The organism is Staphylococcus sp. GDY8P47P (assembly GCF_016892225.1).
GTDB lineage: Bacteria > Bacillota > Bacilli > Staphylococcales > Staphylococcaceae > Staphylococcus > Staphylococcus borealis.
The window spans coordinates 21,382-46,742 of the sequence record NZ_JAFENV010000014.1; the positions used below are offsets into that span (position 1 = coordinate 21,382).

Annotated in this window: 25 protein-coding genes and 1 riboswitch; of the genes, 7 read left to right on the top strand and 18 right to left on the bottom strand. The window is 32.4% G+C overall.

The features are described from left to right. Positions 1-259: 259 nt before the first annotated feature. Positions 260-1,438, bottom strand: a complete 1,179-nt coding sequence (gene rpsA, locus JVV30_RS04945; RefSeq protein WP_053029443.1) for a 30S ribosomal protein S1 — start codon at positions 1,436-1,438, stop codon at positions 260-262. A gap of 310 nt (positions 1,439-1,748) precedes the next feature. Then, the gene (gene cmk, locus JVV30_RS04950; RefSeq protein WP_070854890.1) at positions 1,749-2,405 is read right to left on the bottom strand and encodes a (d)CMP kinase; all 657 of its coding nucleotides are present in this window, start codon (positions 2,403-2,405) and stop codon (positions 1,749-1,751) included. 76 nt (positions 2,406-2,481) lie between these two features. Between cmk and JVV30_RS04955 the strand changes: the two genes are divergently transcribed. Next, a complete protein-coding gene (locus JVV30_RS04955; RefSeq protein ID WP_070854891.1) occupies positions 2,482-3,456 on the top strand; it encodes an asparaginase in 975 nt (324 codons plus the stop codon). A gap of 287 nt (positions 3,457-3,743) precedes the next feature. On the opposite strand, the gene ypdA is transcribed toward JVV30_RS04955, so the two are convergent. From ypdA to JVV30_RS04975, 4 genes are all read right to left on the bottom strand, one after another. Continuing rightward, a complete protein-coding gene (gene ypdA / locus JVV30_RS04960) occupies positions 3,744-4,730 on the bottom strand; it encodes a bacillithiol disulfide reductase YpdA (protein ID WP_070854892.1) in 987 nt (328 codons plus the stop codon). A gap of 281 nt (positions 4,731-5,011) precedes the next feature. Further along, the gene (ebpS, locus tag JVV30_RS04965) at positions 5,012-6,574 is read right to left on the bottom strand and encodes an elastin-binding protein EbpS (RefSeq protein ID WP_239469322.1); all 1,563 of its coding nucleotides are present in this window, start codon (positions 6,572-6,574) and stop codon (positions 5,012-5,014) included. Positions 6,575-6,718: 144 nt separating this feature from the next. Continuing rightward, positions 6,719-8,098: a RecQ family ATP-dependent DNA helicase gene (locus tag JVV30_RS04970; protein WP_204193602.1), complete on the bottom strand. Its 1,380-nt coding sequence runs from the start codon at positions 8,096-8,098 to the stop codon at positions 6,719-6,721. Further along, positions 8,091-9,044: a YpbB family protein gene (locus tag JVV30_RS04975; protein ID WP_070854894.1), complete on the bottom strand. Its 954-nt coding sequence runs from the start codon at positions 9,042-9,044 to the stop codon at positions 8,091-8,093. Before JVV30_RS04975 ends, JVV30_RS04970 begins: the two co-directional genes overlap by 8 nt. Positions 9,045-9,153: 109 nt before the next feature. Between JVV30_RS04975 and JVV30_RS04980 the strand changes: the two genes are divergently transcribed. Beyond that, complete coding sequence (locus JVV30_RS04980) at positions 9,154-9,402, top strand: ferredoxin (RefSeq protein ID WP_002449743.1); 249 nt, start codon at positions 9,154-9,156, stop codon at positions 9,400-9,402. A gap of 69 nt (positions 9,403-9,471) precedes the next feature. Here JVV30_RS04980 and JVV30_RS04985 read toward each other — a convergent pair whose 3' ends face one another. From JVV30_RS04985 to JVV30_RS05010, 6 genes are all read right to left on the bottom strand, one after another. Beyond that, a complete protein-coding gene (locus JVV30_RS04985; protein ID WP_070854895.1) occupies positions 9,472-10,023 on the bottom strand; it encodes an ECF transporter S component in 552 nt (183 codons plus the stop codon). A gap of 63 nt (positions 10,024-10,086) precedes the next feature. Beyond that, positions 10,087-10,214, bottom strand: a riboswitch (FMN riboswitch). A 246-nt stretch (positions 10,215-10,460) separates the two neighbouring features. Beyond that, positions 10,461-12,218: an ATP-binding protein gene (locus JVV30_RS04990; RefSeq protein WP_070854896.1), complete on the bottom strand. Its 1,758-nt coding sequence runs from the start codon at positions 12,216-12,218 to the stop codon at positions 10,461-10,463. Continuing rightward, positions 12,199-12,924, bottom strand: a complete 726-nt coding sequence (locus JVV30_RS04995) for a response regulator (RefSeq protein ID WP_053029451.1) — start codon at positions 12,922-12,924, stop codon at positions 12,199-12,201. Before JVV30_RS04995 ends, JVV30_RS04990 begins: the two co-directional genes overlap by 20 nt. Positions 12,925-13,075: 151 nt before the next feature. Further along, positions 13,076-13,813 carry a pseudouridine synthase gene (locus JVV30_RS05000; protein WP_204193603.1) on the bottom strand — a complete coding sequence of 246 codons (738 nt, stop codon included), beginning with the start codon at positions 13,811-13,813 and terminating at the stop codon, positions 13,076-13,078. Further along, complete coding sequence (gene scpB, locus JVV30_RS05005) at positions 13,810-14,349, bottom strand: SMC-Scp complex subunit ScpB (RefSeq protein ID WP_053029453.1); 540 nt, start codon at positions 14,347-14,349, stop codon at positions 13,810-13,812. Before scpB ends, JVV30_RS05000 begins: the two co-directional genes overlap by 4 nt. Further along, positions 14,342-15,073 carry a segregation and condensation protein A gene (locus JVV30_RS05010; protein ID WP_070854898.1) on the bottom strand — a complete coding sequence of 244 codons (732 nt, stop codon included), beginning with the start codon at positions 15,071-15,073 and terminating at the stop codon, positions 14,342-14,344. Before JVV30_RS05010 ends, scpB begins: the two co-directional genes overlap by 8 nt. Positions 15,074-15,166: 93 nt before the next feature. On the opposite strand from JVV30_RS05010, the gene JVV30_RS05015 reads away from it, so the two are divergent. Continuing rightward, positions 15,167-15,685: a DUF309 domain-containing protein gene (locus JVV30_RS05015; RefSeq protein WP_070854899.1), complete on the top strand. Its 519-nt coding sequence runs from the start codon at positions 15,167-15,169 to the stop codon at positions 15,683-15,685. A gap of 341 nt (positions 15,686-16,026) precedes the next feature. Here the strand turns inward: JVV30_RS05015 and xerD are convergent, their stop codons facing one another. The 3 genes from xerD to JVV30_RS05030 all read right to left on the bottom strand — a co-directional run bounded on the left by xerD (position 16,027) and on the right by JVV30_RS05030 (position 18,105). Further along, a complete protein-coding gene (xerD, locus tag JVV30_RS05020; protein WP_070854997.1) occupies positions 16,027-16,914 on the bottom strand; it encodes a site-specific tyrosine recombinase XerD in 888 nt (295 codons plus the stop codon). A 97-nt stretch (positions 16,915-17,011) separates the two neighbouring features. Beyond that, positions 17,012-17,458: a ferric iron uptake transcriptional regulator gene (gene fur, locus JVV30_RS05025; RefSeq protein ID WP_011275714.1), complete on the bottom strand. Its 447-nt coding sequence runs from the start codon at positions 17,456-17,458 to the stop codon at positions 17,012-17,014. Between the two features lie 104 nt (positions 17,459-17,562). After that, complete coding sequence (locus tag JVV30_RS05030; RefSeq protein WP_070854996.1) at positions 17,563-18,105, bottom strand: NUDIX hydrolase; 543 nt, start codon at positions 18,103-18,105, stop codon at positions 17,563-17,565. An 81-nt stretch (positions 18,106-18,186) separates the two neighbouring features. Here JVV30_RS05030 and JVV30_RS05035 point away from each other — a divergent pair, with 81 nt between their 5' ends. Beyond that, positions 18,187-19,095 carry an aldo/keto reductase gene (locus JVV30_RS05035; protein WP_053029459.1) on the top strand — a complete coding sequence of 303 codons (909 nt, stop codon included), beginning with the start codon at positions 18,187-18,189 and terminating at the stop codon, positions 19,093-19,095. A 140-nt stretch (positions 19,096-19,235) separates the two neighbouring features. On the opposite strand, the gene JVV30_RS05040 is transcribed toward JVV30_RS05035, so the two are convergent. Both JVV30_RS05040 and JVV30_RS05045 read right to left on the bottom strand, forming a co-directional pair. Next, positions 19,236-19,478, bottom strand: a complete 243-nt coding sequence (locus tag JVV30_RS05040; RefSeq protein WP_204193604.1) for a hypothetical protein — start codon at positions 19,476-19,478, stop codon at positions 19,236-19,238. A gap of 14 nt (positions 19,479-19,492) precedes the next feature. Beyond that, on the bottom strand, positions 19,493-20,248 hold the full coding sequence (locus JVV30_RS05045) for an SDR family NAD(P)-dependent oxidoreductase (RefSeq protein WP_070854994.1): 756 nt from the start codon (positions 20,246-20,248) through the stop codon (positions 19,493-19,495). Positions 20,249-20,599: 351 nt separating this feature from the next. On the opposite strand from JVV30_RS05045, the gene proC reads away from it, so the two are divergent. After that, the gene (gene proC, locus JVV30_RS05050; RefSeq protein WP_070854993.1) at positions 20,600-21,415 is read left to right on the top strand and encodes a pyrroline-5-carboxylate reductase; all 816 of its coding nucleotides are present in this window, start codon (positions 20,600-20,602) and stop codon (positions 21,413-21,415) included. Between the two features lie 91 nt (positions 21,416-21,506). On the opposite strand, the gene rnz is transcribed toward proC, so the two are convergent. Continuing rightward, positions 21,507-22,427 carry a ribonuclease Z gene (gene rnz, locus JVV30_RS05055; RefSeq protein ID WP_053029462.1) on the bottom strand — a complete coding sequence of 307 codons (921 nt, stop codon included), beginning with the start codon at positions 22,425-22,427 and terminating at the stop codon, positions 21,507-21,509. Between the two features lie 235 nt (positions 22,428-22,662). Between rnz and zwf the strand changes: the two genes are divergently transcribed. After that, on the top strand, positions 22,663-24,147 hold the full coding sequence (gene zwf / locus JVV30_RS05060; RefSeq protein ID WP_053029463.1) for a glucose-6-phosphate dehydrogenase: 1,485 nt from the start codon (positions 22,663-22,665) through the stop codon (positions 24,145-24,147). Positions 24,148-24,468: 321 nt separating this feature from the next. Next, positions 24,469-25,332, top strand: a complete 864-nt coding sequence (locus tag JVV30_RS05065) for an AraC family transcriptional regulator (RefSeq protein ID WP_070854991.1) — start codon at positions 24,469-24,471, stop codon at positions 25,330-25,332. The last annotated feature ends 29 nt before the right edge of the window (positions 25,333-25,361 follow it).

Here is a 25,361-nt window from a genome sequence, read left to right on the forward strand (position 1 = left end):
TTTAAATTTGAATGATAACACCTTAATTAAATAGTGAACGATTCATTAAATGTTTTGCTTAAAAGATAATACTAAGATTGGTAATCAGGTTGGCATCACTATTTTGTTAAGGTTAATCATCAAAATCCATACAACCTATCACGTTGATAGCACGCTTAAATCAAATTGATTCACATCTGTCAGTTACTGCCAGAACAATAAAATAGACTGAGACATTTTATTTTGTCCCAGCCTCATGTATTACTATCCTAACTTTAGATTAGAATTTTAAGTTTTTGAATTTATCACCAAAGACATCGCCAAGTGTTGGATTATCTTCGTTTGAATCATTACTTAAATAAGATTGAGTTGTAGCATCATCGCTTTCAACGACATCTTCTTTAGGTAAAGTAGCTTTGATTGAAAGTGAAATACGTTCATTTTCTTCATCAATACCTAAAATTTTAACATTAACTTGTTGACCTGGCTCAAGCTTTTCACCTGGTGTACCGATATGTTCATGTGCAATTTCTGAAATATGAACTAAGCCTTGTACACCTGGTGCGATTTCAACGAAAGCACCAAAGTTAGCTAAACGTACAACTTTACCTTCGACAACATCATCTTCGTGGAATTGTCCTTTAATACTTTCAAATGGTGTTGGTAAAGTGTCTTTAATAGAAAGTGAGATACGTTCTGCATCTTTCTCTACAGATTTAACTTTCACATCTACTTCTTGTCCTACAGAAACAACATCTTCTGGAGAATCAACATGTTCGTGTGAAAGTTCTGAAACGTGGACTAAGCCATCTACGCCACCGATATCAACGAAAGCACCAAAGTTAGTTAGACGAGCTACTTTACCTTTAATAACATCGCCTGCATTTAATGATTCTAGTAAAGAAGCTTTTTTAACATCATTTTCAGCTTGCTCTACTGCTTTACGGCTTAAAATGACTCTATTATTTTCAGGATCTAATTCTTCTACTTTGATACGAATAGTTTGTCCTTCAAATACAGAGAAATCTTCAATGAAATCAGTTGAAATGAGTGAAGCAGGTACGAAACCACGTTGACCTACATCTACAACTAGGCCACCTTTAACTACTTCTGTAACTTTTGCTTCAATTATTTCATCATTATCTAATTTTTCTTGTAAATATTCATATGATTTTTCAGTTTCAAGTTGACGTTTAGAAAGAATATACGCACCTGAGTCATTTTCTTCATCAACTTCTATTTTAGTAACATATGCTTCTATTTCATCACCTTGTTTAACAACCTCACTAGGGTTTTCAATATGATGCGTTGAAAGTTGGCTAATTGGAATAATTCCATTGAATTTGCCACCATTAATATGAACTACGACTTGTTTGTCTTCAACTTGTTGAACCTCACCAGTGACTTTGTCACCTTCTTTAATATCATTAATCATTGATTCATTGAATTCTTCAGTCATCTTATTTGCCTCCTTATACACTACATACATATAACATCTTATAAACCAGTAGAATTGTCAAGAAATTCCCCTTTAGTTTCATAAGTTCTTAAAAAAATTATCAATTATCAAAATTATTAAATAGAAATTTAACTGATTTGTAACTTTTAAAGATTTATAATTTTAATGAACCTTAATAAATGTTATACGATTTAAACAGTGATTAATTATTACCACTTTTAATTATATAGAATAAAAATAGCTATTTAAAATAATTCGCACTTTATTCTAAATTAAGTACAAATTATTCTATATAGCTATTATTGCTCATTTATAAATTGTTAACTAAGGTCATTATGTCTTCAGTTACTTCTTCAATCGTTTTGCCAGTTGTATCCACTGTAATCGCATCGTCTGCTTTTTTTAAAGGTGAAATGTCACGATTCATATCATAGTGGTCTCTTTCTTCGATTTCTTTTTTTAGTTGCGATAATGTTGAAGGAATACCACGTTGTTCATTTTCTTTTTGTCGTCTTTCAGCTCTCTCCTCAACTGAAGCAATCATGTACACCTTTAATTCTGCATTTGGTAGCACTACTGTGCCAATATCGCGTCCATCCATGACGATCCCTTTTTTGGCTGCTAAGTCTTTTTGTTTCTGAACTGCAAATGTTCTAACAGGCGCTTTAGAAGCGACATAGGATACATTTTGAGTCACATCATTTTCTCTTAAAAAATCGGTAACGTCTTGATCATCTAGTAAGATACGTTGTCCTTTACTTTTATCATAAGTTAATTCTAAAGTAGTTTGATCAACGAGTGCTTTAAAATCTTCAGGTTTATTATTTTGAAGATATTTATAAGTTATTGCGCGATACATTGCACCAGTATCAACGTATATCATTGATAATTTACTAGCAACTTGTCGAGCAATTGTACTTTTACCTGCTGCTGCAGGACCATCCAAGGCAATATTTATTAAGTCCATATTATTTTATCCTTCCTTGTTGTTTTGTTTGTATTATTTTATCATAAATATGTAAATTAAAAATAGGAGGAACGCAATGAAGCGATTATTAGTTATACATACTGGTGGTACGATTAGCATGTCTCAAAATCAATCCAATCAAGTTGTAACAAATGATGTAAATCCAATATCTTTACATACAGACATTATTGGTCAATACGCTGACGTAGATGAAATACATCCATTTAACATTCCGTCTCCACACATAACAATTCAAAACGTTGAACAATTGAGAAATATCATTATTGATGCAAATAAGACAAATCAATACGATGGTTATGTGATTACACACGGAACAGACACGCTTGAAGAAACTGCATATCTTCTTGATTTATTAATAGATATTCGATATCCAGTTGTGATTACTGGAGCGATGAGATCTTCAAATGAAATTGGTTCTGATGGTTTATATAATTTTATTTCGGCCATTCGTGTAGCTTCATCCAGTGATGCGCAAGACAAAGGTGTAATGGTCGTATTCAATGATGAAATACATACTGCCAGAAATGTCACTAAGACGCATACGTCTAACATTAATACCTTCCAAAGTCCTAATCAAGGTCCATTAGGTATTTTAACCAAAGATAATGTTCAATTTTATAATCAGCCCTATCAACAACAGTCTTTTGATACAGTCAATCATGAGTTAAGCGTGCCATTGATTAAAGCGTATATGGGGATGGACAGTGACATATTTAACTTCTATTCACAACAGCATGTAGATGGTATTGTCATTGAAGCTTTGGGTCAAGGTAACTTGCCACCAAGTTGCTTAAATGGCGTTCAATCATGCTTGGACAATAATATACCAATTGTGTTAGTTTCAAGATCCTTTAACGGTATTGTAAGCCCTGTATATGCCTATGATGGCGGTGGATTCCAATTATCAAATAAAGGTTTAATATTTTCGAATGGATTAAATGGTCCGAAAGCGAGACTAAAATTATTAATTGGTTTAAGTAATCATCTTAATACGTCAGAATTGAAGCATTATTTTGAAAAGCAAAATTAGCAAGGGCCGAAAAAAGGCGTATTGAATTGTATCTGATGAGTATAAAATAAGATGACAAGGGAGTGGGACAGAATTCTTTTTAAATTCGTCGTCCCACCCCCGCAAGGATGACTAAAACTGAGAAAAGCTTGATTAAAGCGCCTTCTCAGTTCAGTCAGCTACTGCGAATTTGCAAAATAGCTTCATTAGATTATTTTTGTTCCAGACTCTTCTATTTAGCTACTATGAAAGTACATTGTAGCTTTGAAATATTTATCTCGTTGCGTTTAGCATTTTATGATTACACCTTAACTTTCGAGAGGTGTTTGCTTTTTACTTAAAATGCTTTGGGTAATAATGCCTCCATGATATTTACCGTTTTCAATGAAGATTGCATTATTATCATTACCAGCAGCAATGACGCCAGCAATATAACAATTCTCTACATTTGTCTCAAACGTTTCTTTATTATGAACGGGTGCAGTACCGAATTCATTTGTATTGATTTCTATTCCAATTGATTCTAAAAAGTCATAATCAGGATGGTATCCTATCATCGCGAATACATGATCATTAGGTATTTCAATCAATTTACCTTCTTTTTTATAAACCACACTATTTTCAGTGATTTCAGTTACATTAGCATTAAATTCCATTGTGATTTTTTCATGATTAACTAATGATTCAAAGTTAGGTAAAATCCATGGTTTAATAGCAGATGAATAACGATCGCCTCTATATAATACAGTTACATTTGCGCCAGCTTTTTCTAATTCTAATGCTGCGTCGACTGCAGAGTTTTTACCACCAATTACAGTTACATTTAAATTGAAATAAGGATGTGCTTCTTTGAAGTAATGTTGTACTTTCGGAAGTTCTGCACCTTTAACCTCTAATGTATTATGTTGACCATAATATCCAGTTGCAACAGTTAAGAATTTACATTCATATACATCTTTGGTAGTTGTTATAGTGAATTTATTATCAATCTTTTTAACAGTTAACACTTCTTCAAATGCATGAACATTTAATTGGTGATGTTTAACAACTTCTCTATAATAAACTAACGCTTGATTACGTCGAGGTTTACTTTCTTCAACGATAAATGGTATATCGCCAATACTCAATTTATCACTAGATGAGAAGAATGTTTGGTGTGTTGGATATTTATATATAGCATCTACAACATTCCCTTTTTCGATGACTAATGTTTCAATACCCTTTCTTTTTTGTTCGATAGCAGCACTTAAACCGCATGGGCCTCCGCCGATTATAATACTTTCTATGCTTTGCATGTCATTGGCCTCCTTTAATCACCCATTAATTATAGCAGTTGTAACATGATTTCTAAATAGAATCGCACCTATATTATTTACAATTTAATGAGATTATAAATTTTATAAAGAAAACAGGGATAGGACTGAATTCTATTTGAATCCATTGTCCTACCCCTACAAGGTTAGCTAAAATGAGAGATATGCTTGATATAAGCACCCTTTCAATTTTAGTCAGCTACGATGAATGAACAACGTAGCATTATTTTTTAATTTTTATCCTATGGCCTTTTTTAATGTAATTATTGTGGAATTACTAATCTTTGGCCATTTGAAATGTTATTACTAGATAAGCCGTTCGCTTGTTTCAGTTTGTTAACATTTTCAACAGTACCTTCTCCGTAGTATTGAATCGCGATACGATATAGGTTCTCGTTACCTGATACGACATGCGTTTGTTGTCCTGAATTAGTATTATTTGATTGATTGTTATTACTATTATTTTGGTTACCACTGTTCTGAGTGGCTTGTGAATTAGCATTATCACTGTTGCTATTTGAATTATAAGCATCGCTATCTGATGATGAACTGTTGTCAGATGCGTTTGATGAATCATTGTTGTCAGAAGTACTACTATTATCATCGCTTGAATTACTTGATGATTCATTATCAGTTGTAGCTTTGTCACTTGAGTCATCATCTTTAGTGGCATTATCTTTATTCTTGTCACTGTCGTCGCTAGCTTTGTCTTTGCTATCTTTGTCATTATCTTTGTTTGCAGTTTGTTCAGTTTTGCTATTATCAGCTTGGTCGCTATCTTTTTTATCATTGTTTAAATACATACCAATAAAGATAGCAAGTGCTGCTAGAATTAGTAATAACGCAATTAATGGAAGTAAAAGACCTGCTAAACCACGTTTCTTTTTACCATTGTGAGCTTGGAATCCATCATTATCCTCTTGATGTTTTTTATCATTGTGTTCTTCATTCGTTTGATTATCTTTATGATTGTGATGGTCTTTATTATCTTTTTTATGTTTTGCGGCTGCTACACCAGCAGCACCAGCGGCACCTGCAGCACCAGCACCGACTGCAGCTTTTTTCCCTTTATTACCTTTTTTTGATTCATCTTTAGAAAGATGTTCTTGATTGTCATCTAGTTGCTTTTCATTGTTATGTTTTTTATTGCGATCACGCTTATGATCATGATTTAAATGATCGTCATCTTTATGTTCATTATGATTTGAACGATGATTTGTGTCTTTATTTCGTTTATCCTTAGCAGCTTTGGCACCAGCAGCACCAGCGACACCAGCACCACCAGCAAGTGCAGCATCTTTACCATGTTTTGACTTATCATGTTTGTTTGCATCGATATGCTCTTGGTGATCACGACGGTGACGATCATCATCATTTAAACTTTCATTATTATAGTCTTTATCATGCTTTCTACTTGATGCTTCATGACGATGATTTTCTCGAGACGATTGATTATTAAAGTCTCTATCGGGTGAGTGTTCCCCATCTTTATGTATTGATGCTTTATCTAATTGATTCTCTTTTTGGTTGTGTTGTAACTCATTTAAAGAGTCTTCATCGTGTCGATCATCAAGTGAACCAGTAGCATTTGAATCAGAAGTTTGATTATCGAATTTTCTGTTTTTATTTGTAGCTTGATTACGTCTTCTTTGACGTCTTTGTGCATTTCTAGGTGGGAATTGTTGATCTGATTGATTCTCAAATTCATCTGAATGATTTGAGTTATCATCAAACTCATTTGTGTTTTCTTCGAATTGGTCATCAGAATTGATAGACTGACGATTTTTTTCGAAATCATCTCTAAAATTATTTTTAGACACGGTCATCATCCTCTCTTAATTAAATATTTTAATATCACATACCATATACCCCACAAAGTGTGAAATATGTATAGTATCACGATATTTCTTGAAAAAACTTTAAGTATTTTAATTATATCCTCTTAAAATAATTTTAGTAAAGAAAAGCAACTATACTTTAAATAAATATTTTAACTTTTCACTATAATTTAATTTTCTTTTAACTTTTTTTCGGTTTGTAACGTGAATGGATTCTAAATCCGAATCAATATCACAGCATTGTTTAGGTTGAAGTGGTGTATCGCCAAAAAATTCTAATAAATAGCGGCGTCTACATTGATCTAAAGATGTATATCCAATCATCCTTTGATAACCTAATTTTTTACGTATTAAAGCGTTGTTGAAAATTGATTTAAGCACTTTGGATGAATATCTTTGGCTTAAAATGGATAGAATTTCTTCCTTTTGTGGTGGTAGAAATGCGCCAATATCATAAGCGTCAATATCTTCTGTTGTAATCGCATCACTAAAAAGTAATGTTTCCAAAATGAAGCTATCATCAGGTTGATATAGGCTTATCGCTTGGCTTGGTAAATTATCTCTACCTGCTCTACCTATTTCTTGTAAATAGTTTGATGGACTTGTCGATAAATGAAAGTGAATCACTGTTCTAATATCTTTTTTATTGACCCCCATACCGAAAGCGCTTGTGGCCACAATAACGGGTATAAAGTTTTCCATAAATTGATTTTGAACGGTATGGCGTTCTTGATAGGATAGATCACCGTGGTAAATACCAGTTAAATAGCCATGGTGATAGATCATGGTCGCTAATTCTAAGCATACTTTTTTGGATGAAACATAAATGATTGTAGGTCCTGATTGTTCTAAAAAGTTTAATAACCACTGGATTTTACTATCATCATTATCAAAATTGAGATGTGAAAAAGCAATATTTTGCCGATTCATAGAAGTCTTTATAACAGTTAATTCCTTAGATAAAATAAGGTTTAAATCTTTTTCGAGATGAGGTGGTGCTGTCGCCGTTAGGGCTAATATGGTTGCATTCTTGTAATAAGATGTAATTTCTCCAATAATTGCATAGTGTGGTCGAAAATCATATCCCCATTCTGATAGACAATGTGCCTCATCGAGTACTATTAAACCGAAATCTATGTTCTTAATTAATTCGAAATTTTGAGATTGTAACATAAATTCTGGACTTAAAAACACAAATCGACTTTTTTGTAGTAAATTTATATTTTGCCTTTTTTCATTTTGATCCATACCAGAGTGAATAGAAGCAACTAATTTCTCTCCTTGAGATTTCATTTGCATGACTTGGTCATCCATAAGAGAGATTAAAGGTGAAATGATGAGAGTTGGCTTTTCTTTTATATAAGTTGGCATTTGATAACATAAACTTTTGCCACTACCTGTTGGAAGAATTCCTAACGTATCTTTATCGCTCAATACGCTTTCAATAATTTCTTTCTGACCCGGATTAAATGAGGAGAAACCGAACCATTCTTTTAATTTATCTTCAAGCACTTAACTCACCTCTTTCAATTCCAATAATTAATAATTTGATTTGAAAATAAGACAATTGATTGAATTGCTCTTTATATATTTTTAATCGATGTCCTCTATTCTGGTGATAAAATTCTATGAACGAATTATAATCTGTCGTACTTACATATTGTTGATACGCTGTAAAATAACCTTTAATAAATAATTCAAGTACATGGTCTTCAATCGTATTGATTTTAACATTTTGAGTCACTGCTGCTTCATTCATTGAAAGTCCTTTGAGTAATTGATGATATGTAATTGTAGTTTTATTTAGTAATGTAGGTAAAATAATGGTTTGAGATAATATTGGAAATTGTTCTTTATGTTCTAATGCAAACATCATTTGAACTAAATTATTCAATTCATGGACAAATAACTCGGTTACTGGTATGTCTTCAATGAGAGAAACTTGTTGACGCGTATACATTGGTTCTTCATATCCTTGTAGATAATAATGAATCAAACAGTTGCCATTGCACGTTTCATTAATGATATGAAAAAGTTGCTCAATTTCATTTTCTAAATCATCAATTAAGTCACTCTCGATGATAGTTGAATATAATTGCTTTACTTTATTTTGAACTATGACTTGTTGCGTAATGGGTATAAAGTCTAAATGATTATTTTTGAAATGCGTCATCGTTTGTATAAGTAATTGAATACAACTAAATGTTTGAATGATACTATCGTATGTAAACCTTGGATGAATAGTAATGGTGATATCTTGGTCATCATTACTATTCAAAAATCGCTCAAAAGACGGATATTTTAATTTAGGTAAACTGTGATATAATGATAAAAGTTGTTGGGAACATGCATCAAAAAAAGTTTGATGTGATTTTTTCCCAATTAAAATATTATAGATACTTTTATTGGTTTTATATTCGAATGAATGATTTGATGCATAGGTAATAATTGAATGCATTAATGATTCCTCACTTTATGTAACTAATAAAATAGTAAATAAATTAATCGAAGTGTTAGTTAACATTTGTTATACTAGTGTAGCATTTTTATCAAAGGAGGCGAAGAATTTGGCAAAGTATACAATCGTTGATATGGATACATGTATTGCTTGTGGCGCATGTGGTGCTGCGGCGCCAGACATTTACGATTATGACGACGAAGGTATTGCTTTCGTAATCCTTGATGATAATCAAGGTACTGCAGAAGTACCAGAAGAATTATATGAAGATATGGAAGATGCGCTTGAAGGTTGTCCAACTGATTCAATTAAAATTGAAGAAGAACCATTTGATGGTGATGCCCTTAAATTTGAATAGTTTATGGCACAATCAAATAAATTTTAAATCTCCTATTGCTGAGTACTTAATTCAACAATAGGAGATTTTTTATGATAAAACGCGTTTTAATCGATTGTATAATAGTACAAATATAATTGAAATCACAACACCTTTAATAATATTAAAAGGTATAACACCAGATAAAATGACAATTTTTAAATTATTAAATACATCTCCTAAATTAAAAATCATCCCATATAATGGAAGCAACACAAAGTAGTTTAATACACTTAACACAATCGTCATAACTATAGTACCGATTGCGAGTCCTATAACTAAAGAACGTGGCGTATGTGCATGTTGTCTTTGACGTTTTGTAACATAGTAAGCGGATAATAAGAAACTTACACCTGCTAAAAAGTTAGCAACTGGGCCCACTGGATCGCCCATGTTAAATAAAAAGTTAAGTATATTTTTTATGAGTGCTACGATAATACCAGCAACTGGACCCAAAAGGAATGTTGCTAATAATGTTGGCACATCACTAAAGTCTAATGTTAAGTATGGCGGTAAAAATGGTAGCGGAAATTTGATAAATGTTAAAATGAACGCTATCGCACTTAACATACTTATCGTGATAAGACGTTTGTTTTGTTGCATATTGAATTATCTCCTTCCATTCATCTTACTTAGAATAGGAGATAATTTTGCACAACAAAAAATCTCCATCTTCTCCCATCCAGACTATACTGTCGGCTTCAGACTTTCACTGAATCAGCCACTTCATAAGAAGCGGGTCGCAGGCTTGAATTACTGCCGGTTGGGACTTACACCCTACCCCGAAGATGAATTATAACTATATATTAATTTAATTTTTATATTACATTAAGTAAGCACATTGCGCAATAATGGTGCTTAAACTGATTAGAAAAAAAGAGTGAAATCAGATTCAACATGAATTCTGACCCACTCTTGGTCTAGCAATTTCATTTTTAGAATAAAAGCTAGTACGTTAAGTAAAACCTCGTGATGTACGAGTTTCTAATGTAACTTAAATTAAAGCGCTTGATAGATAAGTGCGTAAGATTGTAATCATATTAGCACTTAGGTTTAGGTAATTTAATGATAAATGTTGTACCTTTGTTTACTTCGCTTTCTACTTGAATAGAACCACCATGTTCTTCGATAATCATCTTGCAAATAAATAATCCTAAACCAGTACCTTGTTTCCCTCTCGTTCTTGATGCTTCGACTTTATAAAATCTATCAAAAACAAGTTCAAGATGTTCCGGAGATATACCACTTCCGGTATCGCTAATGTACAATGTCTGATATGTGTCATCAGATGATGAAGTGATTGTAATTGAATCACCTGGTTGAGTATAACGTGTGGCATTATCAATCAGATTTGTAAGTACTTGATCAATACGATCGGCATCATAATCCCACAATTCATCAGTCATTTCTGGCGCGAGTGACATGTCTAACTCTAAATCTTGTGCCTGTTGTTTATACTTCATTTGCATTTTAGTTAATAAAGGTTTAATGGGTTGTTTCTCTTTATTAACAGTTAAACCTTCTGCATCCATACGCGCTACATTCAATAATTCATTTACTAGACGATTTAAACGTTTTGTTTCATCAAGCACGATAGATAAAGAGTCTCGAATTTCATCGGGCTCTGTTACAATGCCATCTACAATGGACTCTGTATACCCTTGTAGTAAAGAAATAGGAGTTCTTAATTCATGTGAAACGTTAGCAATGAAGTCTTTTTTCATTTGATCAAGATTATGTTCGTTGGTCATATCTCTAATAATGACTACTAGACCACTACGGCCATCTTGTTGGATTCGCTCGATATAACTCATGATAATGACATAATATTTGTTATTAATTTCGTATTCTTGGAATTCTGTATTCTTTGAAACAAATGTTTTTTCGATTTGCTTTTCAATATCTTTATATACAGGTGCACTAAGTGATTTAGTAATATCATCAGCCATTTTATTTGAAAGGATAACTTCTCTTTTGTCATTTAGGCCTAGTACACCTTCTATCATAGAATTGATTAGACTATCTCTAATATTTTTTTGAGTTGAAAGTGCTTCAATATTCTCTTGTATTTCAGAACTCATATGATTGAAAGTATGTGATAATTCACCTATTTCATCTTTAGTTGAGACGCTTGTCTGTTTAGAATAGTCCCCCTTAGATATATTTAATGCTTGCGTTCTAAGTTGTCTCAAAGGTTTCGTAATTCTATTTGATAAAAAGAAAGCAAATACAGTTGAAATAGCAATAAAGATAATCGCAGTAATTAGTATGATAATTGTAATTGCATTATTCGTATCTTCAATAGATTTTAAATCTTGATATATAAATACAGCACTATACTTTGAGTTTGCATTGTCTTGTGCTTTCATTGGATAGCCCAATAGAATATAAGAGTGCGAGTTACCATTATTACTAATGGTTATATTTTGGGTAGTAGATTTACCCTTTGAAAAGACTTGTTGGAATTTGGCATTATTGTGTATTGCTTCAAGCATTTTATTTTTAGTTTCACTATTAGAATGATTAAGACTTGAAGGTTTATTTGCCATAATAATCACGCCACCTGAGCCATCAATTAATTGTTGGCTATGTTGAATGGCTAACGTCTTATTATCAGCTTGTTCAACTAAGTGACTAATTCTAGACGCGTCTTCCCTTATAGCATTTTCAGTTTGTTGAGTGTAATAATACTGTATAAATGTAATTAAAGCTGCACTTAATAAAATTAAAACTGTCGTTACTATGAAAAGTATAGTTAACCACAGTTTTATTACCACACTATTTAGTCGGCTCGTCATTAGACTTTACCTCGAATTTGTAACCAACACCCCATACAGTTTGAATCATATGTGCAGCATCTTCAGATACACGATTAAGTTTCTCACGAAGGCGTTTTACATGAGTGTCTACCGTTCTTAAGTCTCCGTAAAACTCATAATGCCATACTTCTTTTAATAGTTGTTCACGATCAAAAACTTTATTAGGTGTCTTAGCTAAATAAATAAGTAACTCATATTCTTTAGGCGTTAAATTCACTTGTTGATTATCAGCTAAAACGCGATGCGCATCATTATCAATGATTAAATGATTAAATTCTATAACATCTCTTGCGTGAGGTTCACTTTGTTCAGGTTTAGAAGATTGCGTTCTACGCAATAATGCTTTAACTCTTAATACAACTTCTCTTGGAGAGAATGGTTTAACGATATAGTCATCAGCGCCTGATTCAAACCCCTCAACCCTATTTGTTTCTTCACCTTTAGCAGTAAGCATAATAATAGGTGTGTCTTTATGTTCACGTAATTTAGATGCCACTTCAATTCCATCCATCTCTGGTAGCATCAAGTCTAAAAGTATGCACGCATAGTCATTCTCCATTGCAAGATCATAGGCTTCTTTACCATCACTTGCTTCATGAATCGTAAACGATTCTCTCTCTAGGTAGAGTTTAAGTAATCTTCTAATTCTATCCTCATCGTCTACAATTAAAATTTCGTTTGTCATTTTGTTTATACCTCCTACACATGCTGAATACACTCAATATTATAGCATATAGCATGATTGAAAGCTTTACTTTAAAGTTAACTTTGTGAAAAAAATAGCAAGAGAAATTAAGTTAAATTAAATTCTCTTACTATTGTAAAATATTATTTATTTATTTTCCATTTTCTGCCATGTGTCTTAATACTTTAACTTCATGTGGTGTTAGGACTCTACCTTCACCTGCATTTAAACCTTTAAGATTTAAGTTACCGAACTCAATTCTTGTTAATTTATCAACTTGGTGACCAAAGTGTTCAAACATACGACGAACTTGACGATTTCTACCTTCACTTATAGTAATTTCTACAAGTGTAGTGTTTTTATCTTTATCTTGTTTTTTTACTTTCACTTGTGCTGGTTGCGTAAACCCATCTTCCAGTTCGATTCCTTTTTCTAAAGCTTTGACTTCCTCTCGCATGAGATATCCTTTTAATTTAGCAACATACTTTTTCTGAATGTGGTATCTAGGGTGTGTCATTAAATTCGTAAATTCACCATCATTTGTTAGTAGTAATAGACCTGAAGTATCATAATCCAATCTGCCAACTGGATAAATTCTAGTCTCTAAATCTTTAAAATAGTCTGTGACTACTGTACGTCCTCTATCATCAGACACACTTGTGATCACTTGCGTTGGTTTGTAGAATAATATATACATTTTGTCTTCTTGTTCTACTTTAATGCCTTCTACTTCAACAGTATCAGAACTTTTAACTTTAGTACCTAATTCAGTCACAGTTTCACCGTTGACTTTTACTTTTCCTTCTGAAATTAAAGTTTCAGCTTTTCTGCGTGATGTATACCCACTATTAGCAATGCGTTTTTGAAGCCTTTCTAATTCTTTGCTCATTTCGTATCTCCTTTTTGATTTACTAAATTACTAAAGAAATCTTCCATCTCTTCTTCATCTTCTTCAGTCGTTGGTAAATCTTCAATTTTTTCTATTCCGAATACATTTAAAAATAAATCTGTTGTTTGTAAAGCATGACTACGAGAATTTTCAACATCTTTTGCTTCAATTAAACCACGTGCAATTAAAGTTCTAACTGCACCATCGGAATTAATGCCTCTAATTAATTCGATATCACTCCGCGTTAATGGTTGATTATATGCAATAATCGATAATGTTTCCATTGCTGCCTGTGATAACTTCATATTTGATTTTTGTTCAATGAGTTGTTCAATATAAGGTGATGCTTCTTTCTTTGAAGTTAAGATATAAGTTGAACCAAATTTTTGAATCATTAAACCACTTGAAGTATACGATGACACTAATTCAGCTAATTTTGCTTGATTAATATCTAGAATCTCTAAAATTTGCTTTTCTTCAAGCCCTTCATCTCCCGCTGTATATAGCAATGCCTCTATGATTCCATGTTTATCCAAGATTAAAATTCACTCCTCTAACGATACGTATATCATCAAAATTTTTAACTTGTTCAATATTGATTTGTCCAGATTTAGACATTTCTAATATTGCTAAGAAGTGAGTAACCACTTGTTCTAATGGTTCACTAAAAGTAAACAAACTAAAGAAGTTAAACGATGTATGATGTTTTAATTGTGTCGTTACTTTTTCAGTTGCTTGTTGAATCGTAAAGCTTTCTTTAACGATGTCAACAGTCTTAGGTGTATTAAGTGCTAGTCTATTTTTTACACGTTGATAAGCAACAATTAAATCAGTTAAATCTAATGTTTGACTTTGATCCCATGTGACGTCTTTTTCAAGATGGGATAAATCAGTTGGGTGCTTAGTGAAATAGTGCTCGCGTTCTTCTTTCTTTTCGGCTAATAATTCTGTATATTCTTTATAATTTTGATATTCAATAAGTCGACCTACTAAATCTTCTCGTGGATCTTCCTCTAAATGTTCATCAACATCATGTTGCGGTAGCAATAATTTGCTTTTTATCATTAATAACTCAGATGCCATAACTAAATATTCACTCGCTATATTGATTTCTAATTGTTTCATAGCGTGAACATATTGCATATATTGTTCTGTTAATGATTTCATAGGTATATCATAAATATCAATTTCATATTTTTGAATTAGGTGTAGTAATAAATCTAAGGGGCCATTGAAGGCATCTAATTTTACTTCATACATGTTAATCGTCCTTATACTGAATCTAAATCGTGCATAATTTACTAAAGTATTATAGCATGAATATTACAAACATTAAATTAAGGATGAGTCGGATTGGAAAAAGCCTTAATCGATTTTTATTATTATTTTCATAAACAGCAACATTATTTCTTATGTCATGATATTTTAGAGGATGCATGGAAAGCAAATAGTCAGTTTTCTAAAAAGGATGGCATTGTAAGCCTAATTTTATTTTCTACTGCCATGTATCATTATAGAAGAGGAAATATCAAAGGTGCGCGGATAACTTTTGAGAAGTCATTAAATACTTTTAATGACGCATATGATAAAACAGTGCTAAATCTTAGTGAACACGCATTTCAAACATTAATTGTGAATGAGATTAAAGCTATAGATGACTTGAAACCATTCAAACCGGCATATTTGCCTATCAATTCAACCTTTGAAAAACAAATAATAGATAGGTATCCAGATTATTCATTTACATTTCTTTCTACTGAAGATAATTATATTGTTAATTATCACAAACTTAGAGATAGAAGCGATGTGATCAATGCCAGACAACAAGCATTGATGTATAAAAAGAGAATGAGGAGTTGGATGGATGATTAGTTAAAATTCAAACTGCCACTAAATAACTCGCTTTACTGTAGAAATAAAGCGTATTCTATTAAAGTCTGAGTCAAAAATAATAAAGTAAGACTATTTGGGATTTTCCCAATAGTTGACTGATTGATGAATACACTTAAGTTAAGTTGCTTTTAGTTCTAGTCGTCATTTAAGGTAGAGCCCCAGCAAAAAGAATTTCAAAAAGAAATTCTACAAGCAAAGCAAGCTGGGGATACAGAAATAGTCAGTCTCTACGACCCTCTCCTCATTCGTTAATATAAACCAATCTCCTTTTAAGTAATCCTCTATCTAAAATTAATCATTACTATAAATACTTACTTCTTTTATGCTCTTGGGTGGAATTGATTATACATCTGTCTAATCTGAGTTTTAGAAACATGTGTATATAATTGTGTAGTCGAAATATCAGAATGACCTAACATTTCTTGAACTGCACGTAAATCTGCACCATTCTCCAATAGGTGTGTTGCAAATGAGTGTCTTAACGTATGAGGTGTCAATGTTTTATTGATATTTGCCTTTAAACCATACTGTTTAATTAGTTTCCAAATACCCTGACGTGTCAATGGTCGTCCATGCATATTTAAAAAAAGCACGTTAGTGACTGTTTTTTTAAGTAATTGAGGTCTAACAGAATTGATATATGTGTCTAGATATTCGATTACAGTATCGCCTAATGGGATGATACGTTCTTTGTTCCCTTTACCAAACACTTTTACAAACCCCATAATTAAATTAACATCGTCTATCTCGATTTGTATTAATTCAGTCACACGCATTCCAGTCGCATATAATAATTCGAGAATTGTACGGTCGCGGTATCCATTATTTTTATTTAAATCTGGTGTTTCAAGTAACTGAATCACTTCTTCAACATCTAACACATCTGGAAGTTTCTTCTCGTACTTAGGCGTTTCAATAAGAACTGTAGGATCTTTCGCTGCATATTTCTCACGTAGCGCAAATTGATGGAAACTGCGAATCGTTGAAATAAATCGCGCAATAGATTTAGCAGAAGCCCCCTGATCTATTAAATGACCTAGACATTCTTGAATCGTTTGTCTATCAATAAAATCAATATGCGCAATTTTGTTTTCTTGCATATATATTTGATATTTTTTTAAGTCTCGGCGATAGGCACCTATCGTATTCTCGCTTAAGCCTTTTTCGATTTGTATAAATTTTAAATATTCTTCAATAATTGTTTCCATTACAACACCTCTATTTGAATAGACTCACATTAAACTATGATGTGATATTAAGAAAGACTAAGACAATCATTTGAAATTGTCCTAGCCTATTATTTGTTTATTTTCCTTTTGCTTGGCATTCAGCACAAACACCGTGAAACGTTAATCTGTGATCTAAAATTTTGAAGTTATATTCTGTTTCGACTCTTTCTTCAACTTGTGGTAGTAAATCTTCATGGATTTCATCTACTTTACCACATTCCATGCACACTAAATGGTGATGGAAATGTTTAGCGCCCTCTTTTCTTAAATCGAAACGAGCAACACCATCACCAAAATTAATTTTATCGACGACTTTTATTTCGGCTAGAAGTTCTAAAGTTCTATAGACAGTAGCTAAACCTATTTCAGGTGCTTTGTCTTTTACTTTCAAATATACATCTTCAGCACTAAGATGGTCTTTTTCATTTTCAATTAGAACACGGACAGTAGCTTCTCTTTGTGGTGTTAATTTATATGAAGATTGTTGTAATTGTTGTTTTACGCGATTTAATCGTTCTTCCATGGGAGCGACACTCCTCTATTAATAATTATAATCATTTTAAATTGAAAATATTTCAATTACTAAATTACCAATATTTTCAATTAAATGCAAGCTATTTACAGCACTTAATTAGAATGATTATAATTTAATAATATATACTGCAACCCAATGATTGTTTTAGCATCCTCGATTTCATGATTATCAAGTAATGCTTTTATTTCTGAAATAGGCACTTTATGCAATTCTACAAACTCATCTTCATCTAGATTGAGTTGACCTTCACTTAGGTTACTGCTGAAATAAATCGTAAGTTTCTCATTGGTGAACCCAGGGCAACCATACATGTCAGTAACAAATTCTAAGTTATTTGCAACATAACCTGTTTCTTCTTCTAATTCGCGTTTAGCAGCTTCTTCACGTATTTCATCTTGTTCTAATTTTCCAGCTGGAATTTCTAATAATGCTTTTTCAACTGGTTTACGAAATTGTTTAACAAGTAATACCTCATCATTTGGCGTTATTGCACAAACTGCTACCGCACCGTTATGATAAACTAATTCTCTTCTAGATGTATTCCCATCAGGCAATTCTACATCATGTATTTCTAAATCAATAATTTTACCATTGTAAATAACAGTTCTATCGAAAGTTTTCTCATTAAATTCCAAAAAATTCACGTCCCTTTTAATTCAGTATATAAATTGGTAAGATGAATGCGTTACTTAAAGTGTATCGAAAGGAGATTGGACATGCAAAAGAATATTTTAAAGAGTGGCATCGAAATTTCAGAATTAGGATTAGGATGTATGAGTCTAGGCACAGATTTTGCCAAGGCTGAACCTATCATTGAAAAAGCAATTGAAAGTGGTATTACGTATTTTGATACTGCAGATATTTATGACCGAGGCATTAATGAAGAAATTGTAGGCAAAGCTTTAAAAAAATATCAAAATCGGGATGATATTATAATTGGAACGAAGGTAGGAAATCGTCCTACTGAAGATGGCGGGACTACATGGGATCCATCTAAACAATATATTAAGGAAAGTGTTAAAGGTTCTTTACAACGATTAGGATTGGACCATATCGATTTATATCAATTACATGGTGGAACGATAGATGATCCATTAGATGAAACAATCAGTGCATTTAATGAGTTAAAACAAGAAGGTATTATTAAAGCCTATGGTATTTCTTCAATCCGTCCTAATGTTATCGATTATTATTTAAAACATAGTGAAATCGAGACAATTATGTCTCAATTCAATTTAATTGATAATCGACCAGAACAATTACTGAATGACATACATGCCAATGGTGTTAAAGTATTAGCACGTGGCCCTGTGTTTAAAGGACTGTTAACTTCTAATAGTATTGATGCCCTAGATCATAAATTCAGTGAGGGCATATTTGATTATACACATCATGATTTAGGCGAAACGATTGCTTCAGTTAAAGAAATAGAAAGTAATCTTAGTGCTTTATCTTTTGAATATTTAAAATCTCACGATGCACTTGGTGCAATCATCGTTGGCGCTAGCTCACCACAACAATTAGAAGAAAATGTTAATAATTACAATAAACATGTAAGCCTTGATCAAGTAAAAGCAGCTCGTGACAGAGTGAAAAACTTAGAATACACACAGCATTTAAAATAATGTAGTTATAATACAGAAGCGTTTGAGACATAAATGATGTAAAAATACTGTTTTGCTAAACCACAGTGCGGGATGGGACTAAGAATTCATAAAAGAATTTTGACCCACTCCCGCCTTTTTATTACAACTCAAATCTAACTCTAATACTGCTTATAGTAAGTGTAATGACCATTGTGATTTTCGTCTTTGATCGTCACATTCATGATCTCATCTCTCAAAATTAATTCATGAAATTTGAAACTTATGAATGATTGTTCGTCAGCATTTAGTAAGTCATAATTATTTTCCCCTATTAAATCTGCAATTGTAAAAATGGAATGTGGTGGTAATGCATTCATATTCTCAATACATTGTTTAACGTTATGGTTTACACAACATAACATACAATCACTCCGATCTATTGTTTGTTTTTGAATAAAAATGGAAAAAGTGATTCAAGCAACCTAGGGAATAATTGATATAATTTTAAAGTGGTGTGCATCCATTTAGGTTGATTGATTTCACATTTACGTTCAATGATCCCTTTAATAACATCATTAGCTAATAAAGTTGGATCTAACATCATTGCGTCATACTTGTGTGCATAAGCGAGACTTGGGTCTGCCTTTTCATGAAATGCTGTTCTAATCGGACCGGTATTCACAGACATTACATGAAAAGATGGGTGTTCCAGTCGTAGTGCATTTAATACCGCATTCAAAGCCGCTTTAGACGCACCGTAATGCGCGGCATTAGCTTGTGTGACAAAGGCAGCTTGACTAGAGATTCCAACAATACTCGCGTGTGGAGACAATTGGTTCATTAAAGCATGTAATAATAAATTAAACCCGATAATATTAACTTCATACGTTTCAGTCATTTCATCAGGTGTGTGTTGGTTGATTGATTTAAAATACCCTAAACCAGAACTATAAATAATGCCATCTATTTGCGTATCGATATATTGAGGTAATTGGCTAATTGCATGTTTGTCTTGCATATCACACAGAATCATTTGGACATTATGTTCATATGGTGAGAAGTCAATGTGTTTATATTTTTGTTTGCTTCTAGCAAGTAATGTAACATGCGCGCCCTTTTGAATAAGTTGTTTAGTGATTTCGAGACCTAAGCCACTTGTACCACCAGTTACCACATAGTGTTTACCTATCATAGACATTTCCTCTCTAACTTTGAATAATTTTATATTACCTTAAACTATTTAGTGTATAAAGTCTTCTAGTAATTGAGTTTAAATCTAATTGCATACACTAACTTTTTTTAAAAATCCCCCTAAGGATCACCTAAGCTAAAGCTTATGCGTAAAAAATGAAGATATAAATGATACAATGATACTATTTTGAAATTCGCAGTAGCTGACTGAACTGAAAAGGCGCTTAAATCAAGCTTTTTTCAGTCCTAGTCATCCTTGTGGGGGTGGGACGACGAATTGTAAAAAATTCTGTCCCACTCCCTTATATGTTACTATGGGTTTATAAATTAAAGAGTGAGGATGATGTTGTCAATGAAATTAGTTTTTTATGGTGCAGGTAATATGGCACAAGCAATTTTCAAAGGAATTATTAATTCTAAAAAATTGAAGTCACATGATATCTACTTAACGAATAAATCTAATGAAGAAGCTTTGAAAAATTTCGCTGAAGAATTAGGTGTTGAATATAGTTATGATGATGAAAAGTTACTCCAAGATGCCGATTATGTATTTTTAGGATCTAAACCTTATGATTTCGAAAAAGTAGCTCAACGTATTCAACCGTTTATTAATGAAAACAATCGCTTTATTTCTATCATGGCTGGTTTACCTATTAACTATATCCAAGAACAATTACACGTTGAAAATCCAATCGCTCGAATCATGCCTAATACGAATGCCCAAGTGGGCCATTCAGTGACAGGTATTAGTTTTTCTGGGAATTTCGGACCAAAATCAAAGGAAGAAGTTATTGATTTAGTTAACGCGTTTGGTTCGGTAATTGAAGTAAACGAAGACCATTTACACCAAGTAACAGCCATTACAGGAAGCGGTCCAGCTTTCTTATATCATGTTTTTGAACAGTATGTTAAAGCAGGAACAGATTTAGGGCTTGGAAAGGATCAAGTTGAAGAATCAATTAAAAATTTAATTATCGGTACAAGTAAAATGATTGAAAGATCAGATTTAAGTATGGAACAATTGCGTAAAAATATTACCTCTAAAGGTGGAACGACACAAGCAGGTTTAAATGCCCTATCACAACATGATATTGAGGCAATATTTAAAGATTGTTTAAATGCAGCAGTTCAACGTAGTGTTGAATTATCAAAAAATGAAGATAATTAAATTAATATATATATAAAAGACTGAGGCGTTACATTGCCCCAGTCTTTTATATGAAATAAAATTGCACCTAGTATTTTAAAAATATATTGTTTTAAATTTTGAATGTATCAAAATCCTTAACAAATTCAAAGTGAGGAACATTTTCATTAGCTTTTAATTGATGTCTAATAGTATCTATCTCATCATAATTATAACGATTACTCAAATGCGTAATTAAACTTCTCTTAACGTTAGCTTGCTTTATCAAACAAAATACATCTTCAATATGACTATGGTGATAGTTATTGGCCAATGTTTTTTCGCCTTCAATATAAGTAGCCTCATGAATCATTACATCAGAATCTCTTGCAATGCTTAACTCTGATTGACAAGGTTTCGTATCTCCAAAGATAGAGATGATTGGTCCAGGTTTAGCTGGTCCTTTGAAATCTTCAGAATTGTAAATTTGGCCTTCATGTTCAAAATTATCATAAGCCTTTACTTCTTGGTACTTAGGCCCAGGATATAAACCTATTGATTTGAGTGCTTCGACATCAATAGTCCCTGGCGTTGTTGGTGATTCAATGCGATAACCATAAGAAGGAATACCATGATTTAATAATTTGGCACTAACTGTAAAGCCTTTATGATGATATGTAAACTGATTATCAATTTCAATATATGTGATAGGATAATTTAGATGAGATTCGGATAGTCTTAAAGAAGTCTCAATATATTGTTGTAATCCTTTAGGGCCAATAACTGTTAATGGCTTATCTTCCCCACCTTGAAAAGAACGACTCGTTAATAAACCAGGTAATCCGAAAATGTGATCTCCGTGCATATGCGTTATAAAAATGTGGTCAACTTTTCCAAGTTTAATTGAATGATGTAAAATTTGATGTTGTGTGCCCTCTCCGACATCAAATAGCCATATACTATTCGAAAAAGGTTCAAGGTTTAAAGCAATTGCTTGCGTATTTCTCTCTTTAGTAGGTAACCCCGCACTTGTTCCGAAGAATGTAACTTCCATGCATATGCCTCCTTTTCTTTCATTATATTTTATCATATGTGATTTATTTTGCTATAAAAAGTCATAAAATAAATGCATGTGTTTCATTTTGAGTTATAATGATATTAAATTGTGCATCATTCCATAATTCAAGTGCCTTTGTAGAAACAATAAAATTAGGCAAATAAGTTTGAAGCGGTGCAAATATATTTTATAATAATACAATCATAGTATTAAAAGAATTGAGGTTTTGAACTTGAGTAAACATTCTAAACATATTCCTTGTTTAATTACTATTTTCGGTGCAACCGGAGATTTAAGTCATAGAAAGCTATTTCCATCATTATTTCACTTATTTCAACAAGATAATTTAGACGAACATATCGCTATCATAGGAATTGGACGTAGAGATTACACGAATGAAGTATTTCGTGAACAAGTTAAAAGTTCTATTCAAAAGCATGTTAAAGATACATCACAGATTGATGCGTTTATGGAACACGTATACTATTTTAAACATGACGTAAGTGATGAACAAAGCTACAATTCATTATTGAACTTCTCTAATGAATTAGATTCAAAATATCAATTAAAAGGTAATCGCTTATTTTACTTAGCAATGGCACCTCAATTCTTCGGTATTATTTCAGATTACTTAAAATCATCAGGTTTAACTGATACAAATGGATTTAAACGATTAGTCATAGAAAAACCATTTGGCAGTGATTTGAAATCAGCGGAGCAATTAAATAATCAATTAAGACGATCATTTAAAGAAGAAGAAATTTATAGAATAGACCATTACTTAGGTAAAGATATGGTGCAAAACATTGAAGTTTTACGTTTTTCAAATGCGATGTTTGAACCGTTATGGAACAACAAATATATTTCAAATATTCAAGTAACGTCTTCAGAGGTGCTCGGAGTTGAGGATCGTGGAGGTTATTATGAATCTAGTGGTGCATTGAAGGACATGGTTCAAAACCATATGTTACAAATGGTTGCACTTCTTGCGATGGAAGCGCCAATTAGTTTGAACAGTGAAGATATTCGTGCTGAAAAAGTTAAAGTATTGAAGTCACTTAGACAACTAGACCCACAAGAAGTAAAACAAAATTTCGTACGCGGTCAATACGATGAAGGATTTATTGATGGTCAAAAAGTCATCGCTTATCGAGATGAAGATCGTGTTGCTGAAGATTCAAACACACCTACATTTGTTTCAGGCCGATTAACTATTGATAATTTCCGTTGGGCAGGCGTACCATTCTATATTAGAACTGGAAAACGAATGAAGTCGAAATCGATTCAAGTTGTAGTTGAATTTAAAGAAGTGCCAATGAACCTGTATTATCAAACTGATAAATTATTAGACTCGAACTTATTAGTTATCAATATTCAACCTAATGAAGGCATATCTTTACATTTAAACGCGAAAAAGAATATTCAAGGTATTGATACTGAACCTGTACAATTATCTTATGCTATGAGTGCTCAAGATAAAATGAACACAGTAGACGCCTATGAAAATTTACTTTTTGACTGTTTAAAAGGTGATGCAACAAACTTTACACATTGGGAAGAATTAAAATCAACTTGGAAATTTGTGGATGTTATTCAAGATGAATGGACAATGAATGAACCTAATTTCCCTAACTATGCGTCTGGTACAAATGGCCCATTAGAAAGTGATTTATTGTTAAGTAGAGACGGTAATCACTGGTGGGATGATATTCAATAAATCATCAATTTATAACTATGACTATGCGTCTGGAGCAAAGATTATATTTTGAGATTTCTGAGCAAGTACACAGAGTTGAGAATGTACTTAAATTAGGCTTTTACTTGGTTCTCAGCAACTGTGCGCGCGAGAGTTACGGCATAAAGACATTTCTTTAATAAGCAAGTTGGGAGTGGATGAATGAATTTTTCTAGAATTCTGTCCACTCCCCTTTTCTATTCTTCTCAAAAAATTTTTTATATAGCACATGTTAAGATGTATATTTTCAAAAAATAAGGTAAAATAAAAGTTAATGATTGTATATTTATTGGAGTGAGAGTTTTGGACGTTATCAAGCAGATACAACAGGCAATTGTATTTATCGAAGATCGTTTGTTAGAGCCGTTTAGTTTGCAAGATTTGAGTGATTACGTTGGTCTTTCTCCTTACCATCTTGATCAATCATTTAAAATGATTGTTGGACAATCACCTGAACACTATGCGCATGCTAGAAAAATGACTGCAGCTGCTAAAGAAATGGTTCAAAGTTCTTCAAGGTTAGTAGATGTCGCAAAAAAGTATAACTACAATAGTTCTAATGATTTTGCGAATGACTTTAGTGATTTCCATGGCATTTCACCAATTCAAGCATCTACCAAAAAAGATGAATTAAAATTACAAGAACGTTTATATATAAAGTTAACAACGACTGAACGAGCGCCTTATCCATATAGACTAGATACTACAGAAGATATAGCATTAGTAGGTTATGTTCGTTATATTGAAGCAAACGATTTATCTAATCCTTATAAAGTTCCCGATTTTTTAGAAGATTTAATTCTTGATGGTAAAATTAAAGATTTGAAAAGGTATAATAATATAAGTCCATATGAGTTATTTGTAATTACTTGCCCATTAGATCGTGGTTTAGAATTATTCATAGGTGTTCCAAGTGATAGATACCCTTCTCATTTAGAAAGTAGAGTGTTGCCTGGTAGACATTATGCAAAATTTAATCTTCAAGGCGAAATCGATTATGCTGTAAATGAAGCTTGGTATTATATTGAATCCAGTCTACAACTCACTTTACCATATGAAAGAGATAGCTTATATGTAGAGATTTATCCTTTTGATATCTCATTTGAGGGCCCATTCACTAAAATTCAATTATGGTTGCCTATTGAACAAGAAACTTATGACATGTAAGTCATGCGATGATAAGTATTAATGAGTAC